Source organism: Celeribacter sp. SCSIO 80788, assembly GCF_051054295.1.
Lineage (GTDB): Bacteria > Pseudomonadota > Alphaproteobacteria > Rhodobacterales > Rhodobacteraceae > Celeribacter.
In genome coordinates this window covers 3,275,999-3,292,792 of sequence record NZ_CP150482.1, presented here as the reverse complement: position 1 = coordinate 3,292,792, position 16,794 = coordinate 3,275,999, and the positions used below count along the sequence as shown (strand labels likewise).

Genomic DNA, 16,794 nt, shown 5'->3' with positions numbered 1-16,794 from the left:
ATGACTCACTATCTCGAATTCGAAAAACCGCTCGCCGAGATCGAGGGCAAAGCCGAAGAGCTGCGCGCTCTGGCACGGGCCAACGAGGAAATGGATGTCGAGAAAGAAGCAGCGGCACTCGACAAAAAAGCGGCCGATATGCTGAAAGACCTCTACAAAGGTCTGACGCCCTGGCGCAAATGTCAGGTCGCACGGCACCCCGACCGACCGCACTGCAAAGATTATATCGAGACGCTGTTCACCGAATACACACCACTTGCCGGGGACCGCAACTTTGCCGACGATCACGCTGTCATGGGCGGGCTTGCGCGTTTCAATGACCAGCCTGTGGTGGTGATCGGTCAGGAAAAGGGCAATGACACGAAATCCCGCATCGAGCGCAATTTCGGCATGGCGCGCCCCGAAGGCTATCGCAAGGCCATTCGCCTTATGGATCTCGCCGACCGTTTTGGCCTCCCGGTCATCGCGCTGGTGGACACGCCCGGCGCCTATCCCGGCAAAGGCGCGGAAGAGCGCGGCCAGTCGGAAGCAATCGCGCAATCCACCGCGAAATGTCTCAACCTCAAGGTGCCGATGATCTCCGTCATCATCGGCGAGGGCGGCTCCGGCGGCGCGGTGGCCTTTGCCTCCGCCAACAAGGTCGCGATGCTGGAGCATTCGGTCTACTCGGTGATTTCGCCGGAGGGCTGCGCCTCCATCCTCTGGAAGGACGCGGAGAAAATGCGCGAGGCTGCCGAAGCGCTGCGCCTCACCGCGCAAGACCTGCACAAGCTTGGCGTGATCGACCAGATCATCCCGGAACCTCTGGGCGGCGCGCAACGCGACCGCGAGGCAGCGATTGCCGCCGTGGGCAAGGCCATCGAGGCGATGCTCACGCCGATGAAAAAGAAAAAGCCGGAGACCATCGTGAAGGAACGTCGCAAGAAGTTCCTCGACATGGGATCCAAGGGACTTGCCGCCTGAGATTTGAGTATTTCAGGCGCAAAGGAAACAGAGGCCGTGCGACAGCGCGGCCTTTTTTCGTCACCACATGCTCTTTGCGGCGCGCTCCGGCCATTCCTCGTCATAGGCCTTGCCGCCAACCCGACCCTCGGTGAGGGCTGCGAGAATATCTCCGACGCTCGGAAGCCCGTCACTGTCGTCCCGCCCGTCCCAAAGCCCGGCGCGCATCAGGGCACGAGCGCATTGCGTATAGATCTCGGCAATTTCAAAGACGATGACAGACCGCGGATGTTTGCCATTCACCTCGAAGGACCGGCGCAATTCGTCGTCCAGCGTGACAAAAGCCCGCCCATTGATCCGCACCACGTTGTTGGAGCCGGATACAAAAAGCATGAGCGAAGCGCGCGGGTCGCGCACGATGTTGCGAAGGCTGTCGATCCGGTTGTTCCCCGCCCAGTCGGGCAGCGCCAGCGTGCCGGGATCAAGCTCCCGCAGCACAGGCTCCTTGTCGCCGCGCGGCGAGGCATCCGTGCCTTCGGGGCCGACGGTGGAGAGGATACAAAGGCGGCACCGCCCAAGCCAAAGCCGAAACTCCGGCGTCATGCGGCGCGCGACCTTTTCTGTCGCGGCAGCGCCCGGAGCACCATAAAGGGCTTCCAGTTCGGAAATCTCGGTCACCTGTTTCATATCGCTCGCCTTAGCCACACAAGATCACGCCAAGATGACACTCAGACATTTGGCGGCAGTTTGAAACCGGCGTCGGTCATGAGACGGTCGGAAGCGCTTTCCACCACCTCTTCCAGCTCGGCCATGACCGCTTTCATGTCGCGGCCCGCAGCAATGCGCGGCAGGAATTCGACCACTGCCGTACCGCGACCACGATAAATGCCGTGACGCGGCCAGAACACACCGACATTGGTGGCGGCGGGCACGAGATCCTGCCCGGTCTGCTCATACAGCACCCCCGTGCCGATTTTGTAGGGCAGATGGGCACCGGCGGCGACACGGGTCCCTTGCGGAAAGATGATCAACTGGCCGGGCAGAGCCGCACCGGATCTCACATCCGCGATCATCTTCTTGATCGCCATGCCGCGCTTACCACGATCCACCGCAACACAGCCGATGCGCTTGGCGTAGTAGCCGACGATGGGCGCCCAGACGAGTTGCTTCTTCATAATGAATTTCGGTCGTGGCACGGCGGAGACGATCAGGATGATGTCGAAAAAGCTCTGGTGCTTGGCCCCGATCAGGACCTCATCGGTCGGCACCTCGCCTCGAATTTCGGATTTCAGCCCGACGATGACGCGCGCGGAAAAGCGCACCCAATGACAATAGGTATGTGCCGCCTTGAAGGCCCAGTCGCGTTTGATCATTGCGAGCGGCGTGAAGACAATCGCGAGGACCACCATGGCCAGATACATCTGGATCACGAAAATCAGCGAGAGAAGCCACTGGATCGGAAAGGGCATCACATCAACCTCCGAAGCGTTTGATTGGCCGCGACACGGGTAGCGCCAAAGGCCACAAGCGCAGCCAGGACCGGGATCGTCAGCGGCCAGAACCATTGTGCGCCGACAAAGCCCAGACCGGTAAGGAAACTTCCGACCTCATCCGCGCTCGGAAGAAGAGCGACCGCAATCATGCCGAGGAAGGTTCCGATGAGCGCGCCGCTCAGCCCCCGCAGGGTAAAGCGTCGCACGAAAGCGCCCGCAATGAAGCGGTCAGTGGCCCCGACGAGCCGCAGGGTCCGGATCACCTGACCATTGGCCGCAAGGGCCGCATTGGCCGCCAGCGTGATCATCCCCCCAGTGACACCCGCGATCAGGATCAGAGACACCACGCCCAAAAGCCGCAGACGCTCGGCCGCACGCAGCAAGGGCTTGCGCCAGCGGCTGTGATCGTCGAGCACTGCGCCAGGCGCTTCGCCCGCCAGACGAAGGCGCAATCCCTCGGCATCAAAGCCCTCGGGCGTTTCCTGCACATCGATCAGCGCGGGCAAGGGCAGGGTATCGAGCGGCAGATCGGGACCGAACCACGGCTCCAGAAGCCCCGTTTCCTCCTCTGCCGTCAGCAACCGCGCCTCAGCCACGCCCGGCGTGGTCTCAAGCACCTTGAGCGCGGCGGCGACCTGCGCATCGATCTGCTCGGCGGGAGCGGAAATGCGCAGGGTCGAGCCGCGCGCCAGCTCGTTGCCCCAGCGCTCCGCCAGACGTCCGGTCGCCATCGACAGCGCCAGAGCGAAGACGGCCAGAAACGCCATGGCGGCAGAGGTGATCACAGTCAGTTGCGCCGTGAAGCCCGACGGCGGCACCACGCGCCCGGAGGCGTTTTCACTGAAATTGAGGAAGGGCAGTAGAATGGTTTTCACAGGTCCGCCCCCGATTGTTGAATCCGCCGATTGGAGATGCGCAGCACCCGGGCCGCGACCTGAGATTTGGCCTGACGGATCAGATGCAGGTCGTGTGTGGCAATCACCACGGTCTTGCCCATCCGATTGAGTTCAATAAGCAATTGCAGAAGCCGCAGCGACATTTCCCAATCGACGTTGCCGGTGGGTTCGTCGGCCAGAATCACATCGGGCGACATGATGACCGCGCGCGCCAATGCCGCCCGCTGACGCTCGCCCCCGGACAGTTCGGGCGGACGGGCCTGAAGCTGTTCCGACAACCCGACCCAGGCCAGAAGATCGAAAAGATCTCCATCATCGCGCGGCTGGCCGGAGACAGTCAGCGGCAGAGCGACGTTTTCCGCAACGCTCAGATGATCGAGGAATTGACAATCCTGATGCACCACACCGATGCGCCGACGCAAAAGCGCAACCTCGTCGCGCCCCATCCCCCGCGTATCCTCGCCAAAGATCGAGACCCGCCCGGCAGTCGCCTGCAACTCGCGATAGCACAGCTTGAGAAAGGTTGTCTTGCCCGTCCCGGAAGGCCCGGTCAGGAAATGAAAAGACCCCGGCGCCAGCGTCAGGGACATCTCGGTCAGAAGCTCACGCCCCCCGTAGCCGTAGCCAGCATCATGAAACTCGATCACACGGCACCTCTGCGAACCCCTATGTATTCGCGACAGTTTTGCCTCACCGGTCAAAAGCTTTCAATCCAACTGTCGCAAAAACATGGACAATTCGCACATGTGCGTTAAGAATTGCGGAAAATCGCGCGGTTCCATGCGCATAATGTCTCGGTGGCAGGGGAAAATATGCGGCTGATCTGTCCCAATTGTGGCGCTCAATACGAGGTCGATGCACGTGTCATCCCCGACACGGGCCGGGATGTTCAGTGCTCGAACTGCGGCCACACCTGGTTCCAACGTCCGGCGCATCTCGATCAGGAGCTGGCCGAAGAGCTGGGCTATGAGCTTCCGCATGAGGACCCGACTCCGGGTCATGTCGAGACGGAAGAGACCGAGAGCGTTGTCCCGGAATTCGATGAGACCCCTGAATTCGAAACCTCCGTCGCAATCGAAGAGAGTGAATCCGCAGAACCCGTAGAAGATCTGCACGTCCCGGAGCCGGTCAGAGAGACCACCGGGGGGGAGGTCGCAGAGGTGAGGCCCGAACCCACTGAAATACTGCCCGTTTTCGAAACCGAAGACACAGCCGCAGAACCGGAAGAAGAGGAAACTGAAGCCCGCCCTGCCGCCCAAAGCGGCTCTGCGCTCAAGGACAGCGTGCGTGACATCCTGCGCGCCGAGGTCGAGTTCGATCAGGCCATGCGTCAGTCGCAGGGAGAAACACTTGAAACCCAGCCCGACCTCGGGCTGGAAGAACCGGCACAGGACAGCGCCAAGAAAAGCCTGCGCGACCGCATGGCGCGGCTGCGGGGCCTCGATCCCGCCGACAGCGGCATCGTCGCCGGAAGCGTCGCCGCCGCCACCGGCAAGCGCCGAGATCTTTTGCCGGACATCGAAGAAATCAACTCGACGCTCAGCGCATCGTCCGAGCGCAATGAGGACGGCACCGTTCCCGACGAGGACACCCGCCGCGCCCGTGCGGAACGCTCCGGCTTCCGCTCCGTCTTCCTCGTCCTGGTGCTTGCGGCCATCATGCTCGTGGCGCTTTACGTTCTGGCTCCGGTGATTGCGGAAAAAGTCCCCGCACTTGCAGGCGTCATGGAAAGCTATGTCACAGCCGCCAACGCGTTCCGCGTCTGGCTCGACCGACTATTGTCTTCGGCGAGCGTGCGGCTCAACGCCTTGCTCGGTCAGTTGAACTCCTGAAACGTCAATTGACTCAGAACTGATCCAGCAGGCGGTTGAGGTAATCCCGTTCTTCCGCCTGACGTTGTTGTTCGCCGGACCGTCGCCGGATTTCGTCCAAAAGCTCTTCCGCCCGGCGATAAACATCTTCGCCCTCATAGAACTCGTCATCGCTGCCGAAACGACCAGCATCGCCGGGTTTGCGCCCGAGCGGATCACGCCGGGCCGCATCATTGCCGGACTGGCCTCCGGCTTCGCCCTGTTGGCCGTCCTGATTTTGTTGGTTCTGCGCCTCTTGTTCGCCCAGACGACGCATGCCTTCGCGCAACGCCTCCATTGCCTCGGCCTGCCGCCCCAGCGCACCGTTCAGATCGCCCTCGCGCAGCGCGCCTTCGGCCTCCTCCATCGCGCGATCCGCCCGCTCAAGGGCTCCGCCGACACCATCCTCCCCTTCACCTTGCCCACCGGGAATACTGCCGCGCTGGCGTTGCAGCTGATCTCGCAGGGCTTGCTGACGCTCTGAAAGCGACTGTTCGTTTTGGCCATCGCCCGGTTGCTGTTGACCGCCTTGCTGTTGACCTTCGCCCCCCTCGCCGAGCTGCTCCTCTGGCTGGCCGTCCCCCCCGAACTGTTCCTGCAGATCCGAGAACGTATCGTCGTTGAGTTGTTGCTGGTCGCGCAGCATATCCTGAAGGCCCTGCATGCCTTGCTGTCCCTGACCGCCTTGGCCCTCGCCTTTCGTGACACGCATGTTTTCTAACATTTCGGCAAGCATATCCATGAGCTGCTGTGCCTCGGCCATGCGCCCCTGCTCCATCAGCTCCTGTATCCGGTCCATCAGTTGTTGCAATTGGTCCTGGGTGATCTGTTGCCCCTGATCCTGACCTTGGTCGGGCATATCGGTGTCGTCACCATCCTCGCCCTGCTGTTCGGCCAGTTGCTGCATGTAATCGCGAGTGGCCTCGCGCAGCTCCTGCATCAAGCGTTCGATCTCTTCCGGCGTCGCCCCATCGCGCATGGCCTGCGAGAGGCGTTCCTGCGCCCGGTGCAGCCGCGCGAGCGCTTCTTTGAGCTGCCCGTCTTCCAGTTCCAGCGCAATGTCCCAGAGGTTCGTGGCGATGGTGTCGAGCTGTTCATCGCTCAGCCGCCCCGCGCGCCCTTCGATCTGACCGATGGCCTCGCGCAGACGAAAATAGGTCGCCATCTCATCGAACATCTCGGTCGGGTTGACCGACACGGCACGCAGCACCTGTGCGGTACGCGCAGCATTCTCGCGGTTCCACAGAAGCTCGCGGCGCTGATCCACGATAGCCGCGGCCAAAGGATCGAAAAACCGCCGGGTCGGCAGGATCGTCTGCCCCAGAGCCGCAGCGCTTTCCTGCCCTGCCGCGTCCCAAGCCGTGAGGCTCAGCTTGACTGGCAGTCCTGCAAACGGATGCTCGGCGAGATTTTCGGCAATCATCCCCTCGATCTCCACGCGATCGCCGGTTTGCGGCAATATCACCGGCAAGGTGACTGCCTCGCGCGGCTCGGGCGGCAGGGCGAAACCATAGCGCTTCTCAACCACCTCCGGGTCGCGGGAGATCGTCAGTTCCGCGCGTGTTACACCGAAATCATCACGCAGGCGAAATTCCTGACGCGCCTCGCCCGAGGGCGCGCGGGTCATCGGGCCGATGAGTTCCGCTATGGGAGGCTGATCCGGTTGCAGCGCCACATCCCACAGCCGACCTGTCGGACCGTCGATCTCGATTTCTCCCGCCTGCCGGATCATGAAATCGTGCAGGCTCATATTGTCATCGCCGGAGACGGTTTCGCGTAGCGTCAGCGCTCCGCCCTCGCCGTAGAACCGCAGCGTCACGTCGGAACCTTTCGGCACCTCGAATTCGGCATCGAGATCGCCGAGATACAGCGTCGGCTTGCCAGCATAGGCGGGTGGGCGCACCCAGCCTTCCCATGTGGGGCCAATGGCGATCTCCGATCCGTCCTCCCCCAGATCCCCCAAGCTCCCGGCTTTCTCGAACGAGCCGAACACAAGCCCCATAGCCAGCGTTGTCAGCGCGATGAGGCGCAACGCAAACGGGTCTGCGGAGGACAGTCGCAGCATCGGCGCGATGGCATGTACATCACGCAAACGTTCCACCATGCGACGGCGATGCGCGCGCCAGATCGCTTCGGAAGCAGCATCACCGGCCCCGATCAACGGCGTATCGCAGAGCGCTTGCAACGGACGCCCCGGCAGGTCCGCATCGACCCGCGACATGGTCTCCGACGCGCTCGGCAAATGCAGGCGGCGCAGGCCATGGATCAGCGCCCAAAGCGACGTGAGCGCAAAACCCGCAACGCAAAGCCAAAGCCCCCAAAGAGGCAAGGCATCCTGCACGCCGAGCATGGAGATACCCAACGTGAACGCGATCAGCGAAAACAACGGCCAAAATGCCGTTCCGAACCGCTCAAAGACCAACCCCGCCCCGGTCAAGCTCAACGCGAGCCTCAGCCGCCGGGCAAGGCTCTGGTCAAGGCTGTCTCGGAGCTGTCGGTCAAATTCCATACGTCTCGCCCGAGGCTTCGGGTGCGTATCGGGATGATCCGCGCTCAGAGCCACGCAGGGATGGTATCGCGGTTTATCATCTCGTCAAAGCTCGGACGTTTCCGAATGACAGCGAATTGATCGCCTTTCACCAGGACCTCAGGAATGAGCGGCCGGGAATTGTACTCCGAGGCCATCACCGCGCCATAAGCGCCCGCCGAGCGGAACGCGACGAGATCGCCCTCGCCGAGACCGGGCATGTTGCGCGCCTTGGCAAAGGTGTCGCCGGTTTCACAAACCGGGCCGACGATGTCCATCGGGGTCTGATCCTCTCCGGCCTCGGGCTCCGTCACCGGAATAATGTCGTGATAGGCGTCATACATCGAAGGCCGCACGAGGTCGTTCATCGCCGCATCGACGATAAGGAAATCACGACCTTCGCCATGTTTGAGATAGATCACGGAGGAGACCATGATCCCGGCGTTGCCGGAGATCAGCCGCCCCGGCTCGATCTCGATCTCGCAACCGAGATGCCCGACTGTGCGCCGGATCACGTCGGTATATTCCACCGGCAGCGGCGGCGCAGAATTCGAGCGTTCGTAAGGAATGCCAAGCCCGCCGCCCAGATCGAGACGGCGGATGTCATGACCATCGGCCCGCAGCGCTTCGGTCAGTTCGGCGACCTTGGTGAAGGCCAACTCGAACGGCTCAAGCTGGGTGAGTTGCGACCCGATATGCACGTCGATGCCGATCACGTCGATGCCCGGCATCTCGCCCGCGCACTTGTACACGTCGCGACAGGTGGCAATCGGAATTCCGAACTTGTTCTCCGACTTGCCCGTCGCGATCTTCGCGTGGGTTTTCGCATCCACATCCGGGTTCACCCGCAGAGCGATGGGGGCTTTCACGCCAAGCGAGACAGCCACCTCGTTGAGGGCCTGAAGCTCCGGCTCGCTTTCGACGTTGAACTGGCGAATGCCGCCTTCGAGCGCGATACGCATTTCTTCACGCGTCTTGCCAACGCCCGAGAATACAATGCGCGTGCCGGGGAAACCCGCCGCCTTCGCCTTGAGATATTCGCCGATGGAAACCACATCGACCCCGGCGCCCAGCTCGCACATCAGCTTGAGCACCGCGAGGTTGGAGTTCGATTTCATCGCGAAACAGACGAGATGATCCATGCCGGACAGCGCGTCATCGAACAATTTGAAATGCCGGGTCAGCGTCGCGGTGGAATAGACGTAGAACGGCGTCCCAACCTGCGCTGCAATATCGCTCACGGCCACGTCTTCGGCATGGAGCACGCCGTCTTTGTAGAGGAAATGGTCCATCTGGGTCTTTCACTTTCAGGGGCACGCACGCCCCGGATCAGGTCTCGAAAATCAGTTCGCCGGGAAGTGGATGTTGATCGCCGTGTCGGTATAGGCCCCGGCGCGGGAGTTCACCCCCACAGTGGTCGACACCCCCACCTCAGGTGCCACCGGCTCACCATTCACGCCACAGGCGGCCAGCCCGGCCAACAGCAGCAAAGTCACAACAACGCGTTTCATCCGAGCACCTCTTTCCAACGGGCGATCTGCGCACGCACCTGCGCGGGCGCGGTTCCCCCGTAGCTTGTGCGCGAAGCGACCGAGTTTTCAACCGTCAAGACGTCGTAAACCCCTTCGGTGATCGCTTCGTGAACGGATTTCATTTCCTCAAGGCTCAAATCCGGCAGATCGACACCTTTCTTTTCGGCCATGGCGACCAGCGCACCAGTGACATGGTGGGCATCGCGGAACGGCAGCCCGGCTTCGCGCACCAGCCAGTCGGCGAGATCGGTCGCCGTCGAAAATCCGGAGGCCGCGGCGGCACGCAGATTGTCGACCTTGGCGGTCATGTCCGACACCATCCCGGTCATCGCGGCCAGCGCCAGCATCAGGTTGTCGGCGGCGTCGAACACCTGTTCCTTGTCTTCCTGCATATCCTTGGAATAGGCCAAGGGCAGACCTTTCATCACCGTCATCAACGCCACGTTCGCGCCGAAGATGCGACCAATTTTAGCGCGGATCAGCTCGGCGGCATCGGGGTTTTTCTTTTGCGGCATGATCGAGGAACCGGTGGAGAACCGGTCCGACAACGCCACGAACCGGAATTGCGCCGAGGACCAGATCACCAATTCTTCGGCGAAACGCGACAGGTGCATGGCGCAGATCGAGGCGCAGGACAGGAATTCCAGCGCGAAATCACGATCCGCCACGGCATCGAGCGAGTTCGCCGTCGGCCGATCAAAGCCCAGCGCTTCTGCGGTCATGTGACGGTCGATCGGGAAACCTGTGCCTGCGAGAGCCGCAGAGCCCAGCGGGCTTTCGTTCATCCGCACACGGGCGTCCTTGAAGCGCGACATATCGCGACCGAACATCTCGACATAGGCCATCATGTGATGGCCCCAGGTCACGGGTTGCGCGGTTTGCAGGTGGGTGAAGCCCGGCATCACCCAATCCGCCCCTTTTTCCGCCTGCGCAATAAGCGCGCGGATCAGCGCCTCGAGCCCGGAAACCGCACCGTCGATCTGATCGCGCACCCAGAGTTTGAAATCGGTCGCCACCTGATCGTTGCGCGAGCGCGCCGTGTGCAGACGGCCAGCGGCATCGCCGATGATCTCCTTGAGACGCGACTCGACATTCATGTGGATGTCTTCAAGAGCGGTCGAAAACACGAACTCGCCGCGCTCGATCTCTGACAAAACCGTGAGCAGGCCTTCCCGAATGGCCTCGGCATCGGTATCGGTAAGGATGCCCTGTTTGGCGAGCATCGCCGCATGGGCACGTGAGCCTGCGATGTCCTGGGATGCCAGCCGCTTGTCGAAATCGATGGAGGCATTGATGGCTTCCATGATGGCGTCGGGTCCGGCGGCGAAGCGCCCGCCCCACATCGCGTTGGATTTCTTATCGGTCATGGACGTGTCCCGCATGTTGAAAAAGCTGATTGCCGCCACCCTTTATACGGCCCTGAGCCTCGGTGCAATTCCCGCCACCGCAATGGACCTGAGCGCGGCTGCGGCGCTGCGTGAAGGCAGCCTGCAAAAACTCGGCTTTCACGAAGAGCCGAAGGACGTCAGCACCCTGCCCTTCACCACCGCGGAAGGCGTGGAAGAGGTCCTTTCCGATTATCAGGGCAAGCTCGTGCTATTGAACTTCTGGGCCACATGGTGCGCCCCCTGTCGCAAAGAGATGCCTGCCCTTGATCAGCTCTCCTCCACCTATGGAAATCAGGGGCTGGTGGTGTTGCCCGTGGCGACCGGGCATAACCCGCTTCCGGCGATCCGGTCCTTCTATGAAAAAGCGGAGATTCAGTCGCTGCCGCTCAGGATGGATGGCAAAGGCGCCATGGCCCGTGACATGGGCGTGCTTGGCCTGCCTGTTTCGATCCTGATCTCGCCAGACGGTAAGGAAATCGCCCGCATGACAGGGGATGCGGAATGGTTTTCCCCCTCCGCACAGAACATCGTCACCGAACTGCTCAGTTCCTATGCGCTCAGCGCGACAGGCCTCCCCTCGCAGAATGATGGTGCAGAGAACCATTGAAGGTGCGCGGCATGGCCGCCTCGACCAGCGCCCTGATCCGCTCGGCCAGCGACATGATCCGCTCCAAAGTGGCATCGATCTCGATATGGAACGTATCGAGTTGATTGATCACCGGCATGAGGGAGGCCGATTGGGCACCCAGACGCCCGGCCTCGACGCGGCATAGCACACGGATCGAATCGAGCCCCGTGACAAGCTGGCGCAAGTCCTTTGCAGATCGCGTCAGCGCCGTGACATCGTTGAATACCGACACGAGAACCGATCCCGATTCGATCATGTAGTCGTCGAGCATGATGGTCAGAATATCCACTTCCGTCTGAAACCCGTCCAGCTCCGTATGTTTACCAAGGGCGGCCAGAGAGACCTCCTTGACCTCGCGCTGCAAACGGGAGGCCGCCATCATAAACAGCCCCTTGTAAACCCGCAGCATCACGGATTCGGACAGGTTGCGGGTCCCGTTGTCGACCCGAAATCCGCCCAGATGATTGGTGACCTCGTCGGACATAAGACGATAATTTTGCGAAATCGCCGAAATCGGTCCGCCCGCCGGTTCCAGCCGTGAGGCGACGATTCGCATATTCGACGGGATTCCACGAATTTTCGCGAAGGCCGCAAACAACGCCTGTTGCTCCTTGTCGAGTTCAAGCAAGGTCGGCAACAACTCCTTCAAGCTGCGCAAACGCCCATCTTCCATTCGTGACAAGGCAGCGTCACGGGCACTCATTTCCTGCGCGATGGCATAGGAACTATAGGCGCCATAACTTGGGAAACCGAGTTCCTTCAGCCTGGCGCGAATGGCCGCAGCGCTTTCCTCCGGGCTCAGCCCCTGTTCCTTTTCAAATTTCAGAAAAGCCTTGTAGGCTGCCTTTGCGCCTTCCAACGCCGCCGAGCTCGGTTTCATCCGAACCGAGACAAAGCCTCCCTCAATCGGGGAGACAACGGCATAAACCCAGTAATATCGTCCGTCCTTGGCGCGGTTCTTCACATAGGCTCCCGTGGCGAGCCCCTTCTTGATGCGCTCCCAAAGGATGTAGAATACCCCCTTGGGCATATCCGAATGCCGGATGATCTTGTGCGGGGCCCCCACCAGTTCGTCCCATGAATAACCGGAAATCCGGCGGAACACTTCATTTCCCGCCGCAATCACCCCACGCTCGTCGGTGCGGGAAAAAAAGAGTTCTTCGATGTCGAAAACCGCTTCATCGGCCTTCTCCGCAATACGCGCATCGGAATATTGGAGCGTCATCGCAAGTCCTGTTCTGTCCATTTGACTGCAGTTGAACAGAGTGAGATTGCGATCTGGTTAATCTGTGTCGTCCATTTGAAAATTTCAGACGGTTCCCGTGGCGGGTCACATACGAAAGACCCCTAACCATATGTCACAGACGGAAAGAATATATAATTCTCCATAAATCCTTGCGATCAGATGCCAAAAAAAGCTCGCCTTGCAAAAACGTTCGAGGAAACATGACTTTGGCAAATTGATGTTATTTTTACTCTCCTTTTTGATGAATTCGCCAATTTACCCGCCGTTATCCCAAGCACGCGAAAGTACCCCTCGCACGACCAAAGCGAGACAAGGTGACGGGATGATCGATTCTGGCTATGACAACAATGAATTCGGAAGCCCGCTCTCTGTGGCGGTTGCCAACCGGGACCGTCATACGATGGAAATGGTTCAGGAGGCGCTTCGCAAGAAGCAGGTGATGCTCGCCTACCAACCCATCGTTCAGACCCTTCGCCCCGACCGGCCCGCCTTTTACGAGGGGCTGATCCGTGTGCTGGATCAAAGCGGCCGTGTGATTCCCGCCCGCGAGTTCATCAACGTGGCTGAAACGACGGAAACCGGACGACAGCTCGACTGTCTTGCGCTGGAACTCGGCCTTAAGGCGCTGAATGAGTACAAGGATTTACGTCTCGCGATCAACATGTCCGCGCGGTCCATCGGCTATCCTCGTTGGAAAGAAACCCTGACAACCGGTCTACATAAGGACCAGACAATCGCGGAACGGCTGATTCTCGAGATCACCGAAAGCTCGGCCATGGTGATGCCCGATCTTGTCTCCGTTTTCATGTCCGAACTCCAGGCCATGGGAATTTCTTTTGCTCTGGACGATTTCGGGGCGGGTTACACCGCCTTCCGCTATCTCAAGGACTTCTATTTCGACATGGTAAAAATCGACGGAGAGTTCATCCGTGGCATCGCCTCCTGCCCCGACAATCAGGTGCTGACACAGGCGCTCGTCGCCGTGGCGAAGCATTTCGACATGTATACTGTGGCCGAATTCGTTGAGAACGCCGCCGATGCGGAATATCTGACCGAGATTGGAATCGACTGCATGCAGGGGCATTATTTCGGCGCCGCGACAATCGATCCGGTCTGGCGCAATCGCGACAGCCGCAAAAAAGCTGTCTGATATCGGCGGCAAAGCGTCTCAGAGTTCGCTTGATGGTTGAAAATGCTGCAAACGCGGCATAGAGCTTCTAATGGGGAGCGAGCAACTTTGTTGCAAATATTGCGGGCTTTGGGCAATCTCCCCATAACCAAAATGGGAGAGAGATTATCATCATGACCAATGTCGTTATCGCATCCGCAGCACGGACCGCCGTCGGCAGCTTTTCCGGGGCCTTCGCCAACACCCCCGCGCACGATCTCGGCGCCTGTGTGCTCGAAGCCCTCGTGGAACGTGCCGGAATTGAAAAAGCCGAAGTGTCGGAAACCATCCTCGGCCAGGTCCTGACCGCCGGTCAGGGTCAAAACCCCGCCCGTCAGGCCCATATCAAAGCCGGTCTGCCGATCGAGTCCGCCGCCTGGAGCATCAATCAGGTCTGTGGCTCCGGTCTGCGCACCGTTGCTTTGGCCGCCCAACACATTCTCCTCGGGGATGCCGACATCGTCTGCGCCGGCGGTCAGGAAAACATGTCCATGTCCCCCCATGTCGCCAACCTGCGTGCGGGTCACAAGATGGGCGACATGAAATTCATCGATTCGATGATCAAAGATGGCCTCTGGGACGCCTTCAATGGCTACCACATGGGGATCACTGCCGAGAACGTCGCCAATCAGTGGGAGATTTCTCGCGAGATGCAGGACGAATTCGCTCTTGCCTCCCAGAACAAAGCTGAGGCCGCGCAAAAGGCCGGGAAATTCGCTGACGAGATCGTGCCCTTCACGGTGAAAACCCGCAAAGGCGACATCGTCGTGGATCAAGACGAATACATCCGTCACGGCGCCACCATCGAAGCCATGCAGAAATTGCGCCCGGCCTTCGACAAGGACGGCTCCGTCACGGCTGGCAACGCCTCCGGCATCAACGATGGCGCCGCCGGTGTGCTTCTGATGTCCGCCGAGAATGCCGCGAAACGCGGGATCGCCCCGATGGCACGCATCGCGTCCTACGCCACCGTTGGCCTCGACCCGTCGATCATGGGCGCAGGCCCGATCTTTGCCTCGCAAAAGGCGCTGGCGAAAGCCGGTTGGAAAGCCTCCGACCTCGATCTCGTCGAAGCCAACGAAGCATTTGCTGCACAGGCCTGCGCTGTGAACAAAGACATGGGTTGGGATCCGGCGATTGTGAACGTCAACGGCGGTGCGATTGCCATCGGTCACCCCATCGGGGCCTCCGGCGCCCGCATCCTCAACACGCTGCTGTTCGAGATGGTCCGCCGCGATGCGAAAAAGGGCCTCGCCACGCTCTGCATCGGCGGCGGCATGGGGGTTGCGGTCTGCGTTGAGCGCGATTGATCCGCAGGCGGGGATAGCCCCCGCCTCTGATCTTTCATCTCGCCGCAAAGATTTTCTGCATTCGCATAGCAATATTGTTGCGGATGCAGAATATTATAGATAACAAGATTACAAGCATAGGATTGATAAGGAGGAGTATCATGTCCAGAGTCGCTCTTGTGACCGGCGGATCGCGCGGCATCGGCGCCGCCATCGCCAAAGCCTTGCAAGCTGCGGGCTATACCGTCGCCGCCAACTATGCGGGCAATGACGAGGCCGCCGCGAAGTTCACCGAAGAAACCGGCATCAAGACCTACAAATGGTCCGTGGCCGATTACGATGCCTGCGTCGAAGGCATCGCCAAGGTTGAGGCCGAACTTGGCCCGATCGACGTGCTTGTGAACAACGCCGGCATCACCCGCGATGCGCCGTTCCACAAAATGACCCGCGAGCAGTGGCAGCAGGTCATGGATACCAACCTGTCGGGCGTGTTCAACATGACCCATCCGCTCTGGACGGGCATGCGTGACCGCAAGTTTGGGCGCGTGATCAACATCAGCTCGATCAACGGTCAGAAAGGCCAGTTCGGTCAGGCGAACTACTCCGCCGCCAAGGCCGGTGACATCGGTTTCACCAAAGCACTGGCCCAGGAAGGCGCGCGCGCGGGCATCACCGTAAACGTGATCTGTCCGGGCTATGTTGCCACCGAAATGGTCATGGCCGTTCCGGAGAAAGTCCGCGAATCGATCATCGCGACGATTCCGGTGGGGCGTCTCGGCGAACCGGAAGACATCGCACGCTGCGTGGTCTTCCTTGCTTCCGATGATGCGGGGTTCATCACCGGCTCGACCATCACCGCGAACGGTGGGCAATACCTCACCTGAGTCTGTGCAAGATCGCAAAACGAGGGTCGCCGTTTCGGCGACCCTTTTCTATTGCGGAGCGCCGCAACTCAGGCTTAATCGCGCCATGACACGCAAATCCGCCACCTTCATCGGTTTTCTCGCCGTCCTTCTCTGGGCCCTGCTCGCGCTTTTCACCGTCGCAAGCAACCCGGTTCCTGCGTTGCAACTCAACGCGGTGAGTTTTGCCATTGGCGGTGTGATCGGCCTGTTTTGGATCGCGAAGAACAACGCCTGGCATGAGCTACGAGGCGTCTCGCCTCTGGTCTATGCCTTCGGGACCGTCGGGATTTTCGGCTATCATTTCCTCTACTTCTCCTCCCTGCGTCTGGCCCCTCCCGCCGAGGCCGGGTTGATCAATTATCTCTGGCCGTTGTTGATCGTGCTGTTTTCCGGGCTCCTGCCCGGAGAACGCCTGCGCCCGCTGCACATCCTCGGCGCAGTCCTCGCGCTCGTCGGCGCGCTTCTGGTCGTAGCACGTGGCACATCCTTCACTGGAGAGGCCGCACTCGGATATCTCCTGGCGCTTGGGGCTGCCTTTACATGGGCCAGCTATTCGGTGATTTCGCGTCGGATCGGCCATGTTACCACGGCCTCGGTCACTGTGTTCTGTCTCTTGGCGGCCGCACTGTCTTTCGTCACCCATCTGGCGTTCGAACAAACCGCATGGCCTGACAGCATGTCAGGTTGGGGCGCGATCATCGCGCTGGGTCTCGGGCCTGCGGGCGGAGCGTTCTATCTCTGGGATATGGGGATGAAGAAAGGGGATATTCAGCTTTTGGGAACGGCATCCTATGCCGCGCCACTGCTGTCCACTCTGGCTCTGATCCTTGCCGGAATGACGGAGCCGCGTCTGACGCTTTTGCTCTCGGCCGGGCTGATCATGCTCGGGGCCGGTCTGGCCGCTTATCAAAGCCGCCAAACCGGGTGATC

The 16,794-nt window shown here is 60.5% G+C and carries 16 protein-coding genes; 7 read left to right on the top strand and 9 right to left on the bottom strand.

The genetic code is table 11. From position 1 onward, the window contains the following. Positions 1-963, top strand: coding sequence for an acetyl-CoA carboxylase carboxyltransferase subunit alpha (locus V1471_RS16595; RefSeq protein ID WP_434290207.1), 963 nt, complete (start codon positions 1-3; stop codon positions 961-963). Between the two features lie 60 nt (positions 964-1,023). Here the strand turns inward: V1471_RS16595 and V1471_RS16590 are convergent, their stop codons facing one another. Genes V1471_RS16590 through V1471_RS16575 form a run of 4 tightly spaced genes read right to left on the bottom strand, consistent with a single transcriptional unit; the run spans position 1,024 to position 3,978 of the window. Continuing rightward, positions 1,024-1,629 carry a pyridoxamine 5'-phosphate oxidase family protein gene (locus V1471_RS16590; RefSeq protein ID WP_434290205.1) on the bottom strand — a complete coding sequence of 202 codons (606 nt, stop codon included), beginning with the start codon at positions 1,627-1,629 and terminating at the stop codon, positions 1,024-1,026. Positions 1,630-1,670: 41 nt separating this feature from the next. Continuing rightward, the gene (locus V1471_RS16585; protein WP_434290203.1) at positions 1,671-2,411 is read right to left on the bottom strand and encodes a lysophospholipid acyltransferase family protein; all 741 of its coding nucleotides are present in this window, start codon (positions 2,409-2,411) and stop codon (positions 1,671-1,673) included. Then, on the bottom strand, positions 2,411-3,310 hold the full coding sequence (locus V1471_RS16580; protein ID WP_434290201.1) for a cell division protein FtsX: 900 nt from the start codon (positions 3,308-3,310) through the stop codon (positions 2,411-2,413). Before V1471_RS16580 ends, V1471_RS16585 begins: the two co-directional genes overlap by 1 nt. After that, complete coding sequence (locus tag V1471_RS16575; protein WP_434290199.1) at positions 3,307-3,978, bottom strand: cell division ATP-binding protein FtsE; 672 nt, start codon at positions 3,976-3,978, stop codon at positions 3,307-3,309. The genes V1471_RS16580 and V1471_RS16575 overlap by 4 nt, the downstream gene beginning before the upstream one ends. 165 nt (positions 3,979-4,143) lie before the next feature. Between V1471_RS16575 and V1471_RS16570 the strand changes: the two genes are divergently transcribed. After that, complete coding sequence (locus V1471_RS16570) at positions 4,144-5,163, top strand: zinc-ribbon domain-containing protein (RefSeq protein ID WP_434290197.1); 1,020 nt, start codon at positions 4,144-4,146, stop codon at positions 5,161-5,163. A gap of 13 nt (positions 5,164-5,176) precedes the next feature. Here V1471_RS16570 and V1471_RS16565 read toward each other — a convergent pair whose 3' ends face one another. From V1471_RS16565 to argH, 4 genes are read right to left on the bottom strand one after another with little or no spacing between them, the layout of a single operon-like run. Next, positions 5,177-7,690, bottom strand: coding sequence for a DUF4175 domain-containing protein (locus tag V1471_RS16565; protein ID WP_434290195.1), 2,514 nt, complete (start codon positions 7,688-7,690; stop codon positions 5,177-5,179). Positions 7,691-7,734: 44 nt separating this feature from the next. After that, entirely contained in the window at positions 7,735-9,000 is a 1,266-nt protein-coding gene (lysA, locus tag V1471_RS16560) for a diaminopimelate decarboxylase (protein WP_434290193.1), read from the bottom strand. 51 nt (positions 9,001-9,051) lie between these two features. Continuing rightward, on the bottom strand, positions 9,052-9,219 hold the full coding sequence (locus tag V1471_RS16555) for a hypothetical protein (RefSeq protein WP_434290191.1): 168 nt from the start codon (positions 9,217-9,219) through the stop codon (positions 9,052-9,054). Continuing rightward, positions 9,216-10,607 (bottom strand): argininosuccinate lyase, encoded by a 1,392-nt coding sequence (gene argH / locus V1471_RS16550; RefSeq protein ID WP_434290189.1) that lies wholly within the window; start codon positions 10,605-10,607, stop codon positions 9,216-9,218. The genes V1471_RS16555 and argH overlap by 4 nt, the downstream gene beginning before the upstream one ends. Positions 10,608-10,620: 13 nt before the next feature. Here argH and V1471_RS16545 point away from each other — a divergent pair, with 13 nt between their 5' ends. Beyond that, the gene (locus V1471_RS16545; RefSeq protein ID WP_434290187.1) at positions 10,621-11,235 is read left to right on the top strand and encodes a TlpA disulfide reductase family protein; all 615 of its coding nucleotides are present in this window, start codon (positions 10,621-10,623) and stop codon (positions 11,233-11,235) included. On the opposite strand, the gene V1471_RS16540 is transcribed toward V1471_RS16545, so the two are convergent. Continuing rightward, complete coding sequence (locus V1471_RS16540; protein WP_434290185.1) at positions 11,186-12,481, bottom strand: PAS domain-containing protein; 1,296 nt, start codon at positions 12,479-12,481, stop codon at positions 11,186-11,188. The genes V1471_RS16545 and V1471_RS16540 overlap by 50 nt on opposite strands. 343 nt (positions 12,482-12,824) lie before the next feature. Here V1471_RS16540 and V1471_RS16535 point away from each other — a divergent pair, with 343 nt between their 5' ends. The 4 genes from V1471_RS16535 to yddG all read left to right on the top strand — a co-directional run bounded on the left by V1471_RS16535 (position 12,825) and on the right by yddG (position 16,792). Then, positions 12,825-13,652, top strand: a complete 828-nt coding sequence (locus V1471_RS16535) for an EAL domain-containing protein (RefSeq protein ID WP_434290183.1) — start codon at positions 12,825-12,827, stop codon at positions 13,650-13,652. A gap of 152 nt (positions 13,653-13,804) precedes the next feature. After that, entirely contained in the window at positions 13,805-14,980 is a 1,176-nt protein-coding gene (locus V1471_RS16530; RefSeq protein ID WP_434290181.1) for an acetyl-CoA C-acetyltransferase, read from the top strand. Positions 14,981-15,120: 140 nt separating this feature from the next. Then, a complete protein-coding gene (gene phbB / locus V1471_RS16525) occupies positions 15,121-15,843 on the top strand; it encodes an acetoacetyl-CoA reductase (protein WP_434290179.1) in 723 nt (240 codons plus the stop codon). A gap of 85 nt (positions 15,844-15,928) precedes the next feature. Then, positions 15,929-16,792, top strand: coding sequence for an aromatic amino acid exporter YddG (gene yddG / locus V1471_RS16520; RefSeq protein ID WP_434290178.1), 864 nt, complete (start codon positions 15,929-15,931; stop codon positions 16,790-16,792). Positions 16,793-16,794 lie beyond the last annotated feature (2 nt).

Bases quoted from the DNA above. Each gene is read 5' to 3' on its own strand.
- V1471_RS16595 (WP_434290207.1), top strand. From the start codon at position 1: ATGACTCACTATCTCGAATTCGAAAAACCGCTCGCCGAGATCGAGGGC.
- V1471_RS16590 (WP_434290205.1), bottom strand. From the start codon at position 1,629: ATGAAACAGGTGACCGAGATTTCCGAACTGGAAGCCCTTTATGGTGCT.
- V1471_RS16585 (WP_434290203.1), bottom strand. From the start codon at position 2,411: ATGCCCTTTCCGATCCAGTGGCTTCTCTCGCTGATTTTCGTGATCCAG.
- V1471_RS16570 (WP_434290197.1), top strand. From the start codon at position 4,144: ATGCGGCTGATCTGTCCCAATTGTGGCGCTCAATACGAGGTCGATGCA.
- V1471_RS16565 (WP_434290195.1), bottom strand. From the start codon at position 7,690: ATGGAATTTGACCGACAGCTCCGAGACAGCCTTGACCAGAGCCTTGCC.
- lysA (WP_434290193.1), bottom strand. From the start codon at position 9,000: ATGGACCATTTCCTCTACAAAGACGGCGTGCTCCATGCCGAAGACGTG.
- V1471_RS16555 (WP_434290191.1), bottom strand. From the start codon at position 9,219: ATGAAACGCGTTGTTGTGACTTTGCTGCTGTTGGCCGGGCTGGCCGCC.
- argH (WP_434290189.1), bottom strand. From the start codon at position 10,607: ATGACCGATAAGAAATCCAACGCGATGTGGGGCGGGCGCTTCGCCGCC.
- V1471_RS16545 (WP_434290187.1), top strand. From the start codon at position 10,621: ATGTTGAAAAAGCTGATTGCCGCCACCCTTTATACGGCCCTGAGCCTC.
- V1471_RS16540 (WP_434290185.1), bottom strand. From the start codon at position 12,481: ATGACGCTCCAATATTCCGATGCGCGTATTGCGGAGAAGGCCGATGAA.
- V1471_RS16535 (WP_434290183.1), top strand. From the start codon at position 12,825: ATGATCGATTCTGGCTATGACAACAATGAATTCGGAAGCCCGCTCTCT.
- V1471_RS16530 (WP_434290181.1), top strand. From the start codon at position 13,805: ATGACCAATGTCGTTATCGCATCCGCAGCACGGACCGCCGTCGGCAGC.
- phbB (WP_434290179.1), top strand. From the start codon at position 15,121: ATGTCCAGAGTCGCTCTTGTGACCGGCGGATCGCGCGGCATCGGCGCC.
- yddG (WP_434290178.1), top strand. From the start codon at position 15,929: ATGACACGCAAATCCGCCACCTTCATCGGTTTTCTCGCCGTCCTTCTC.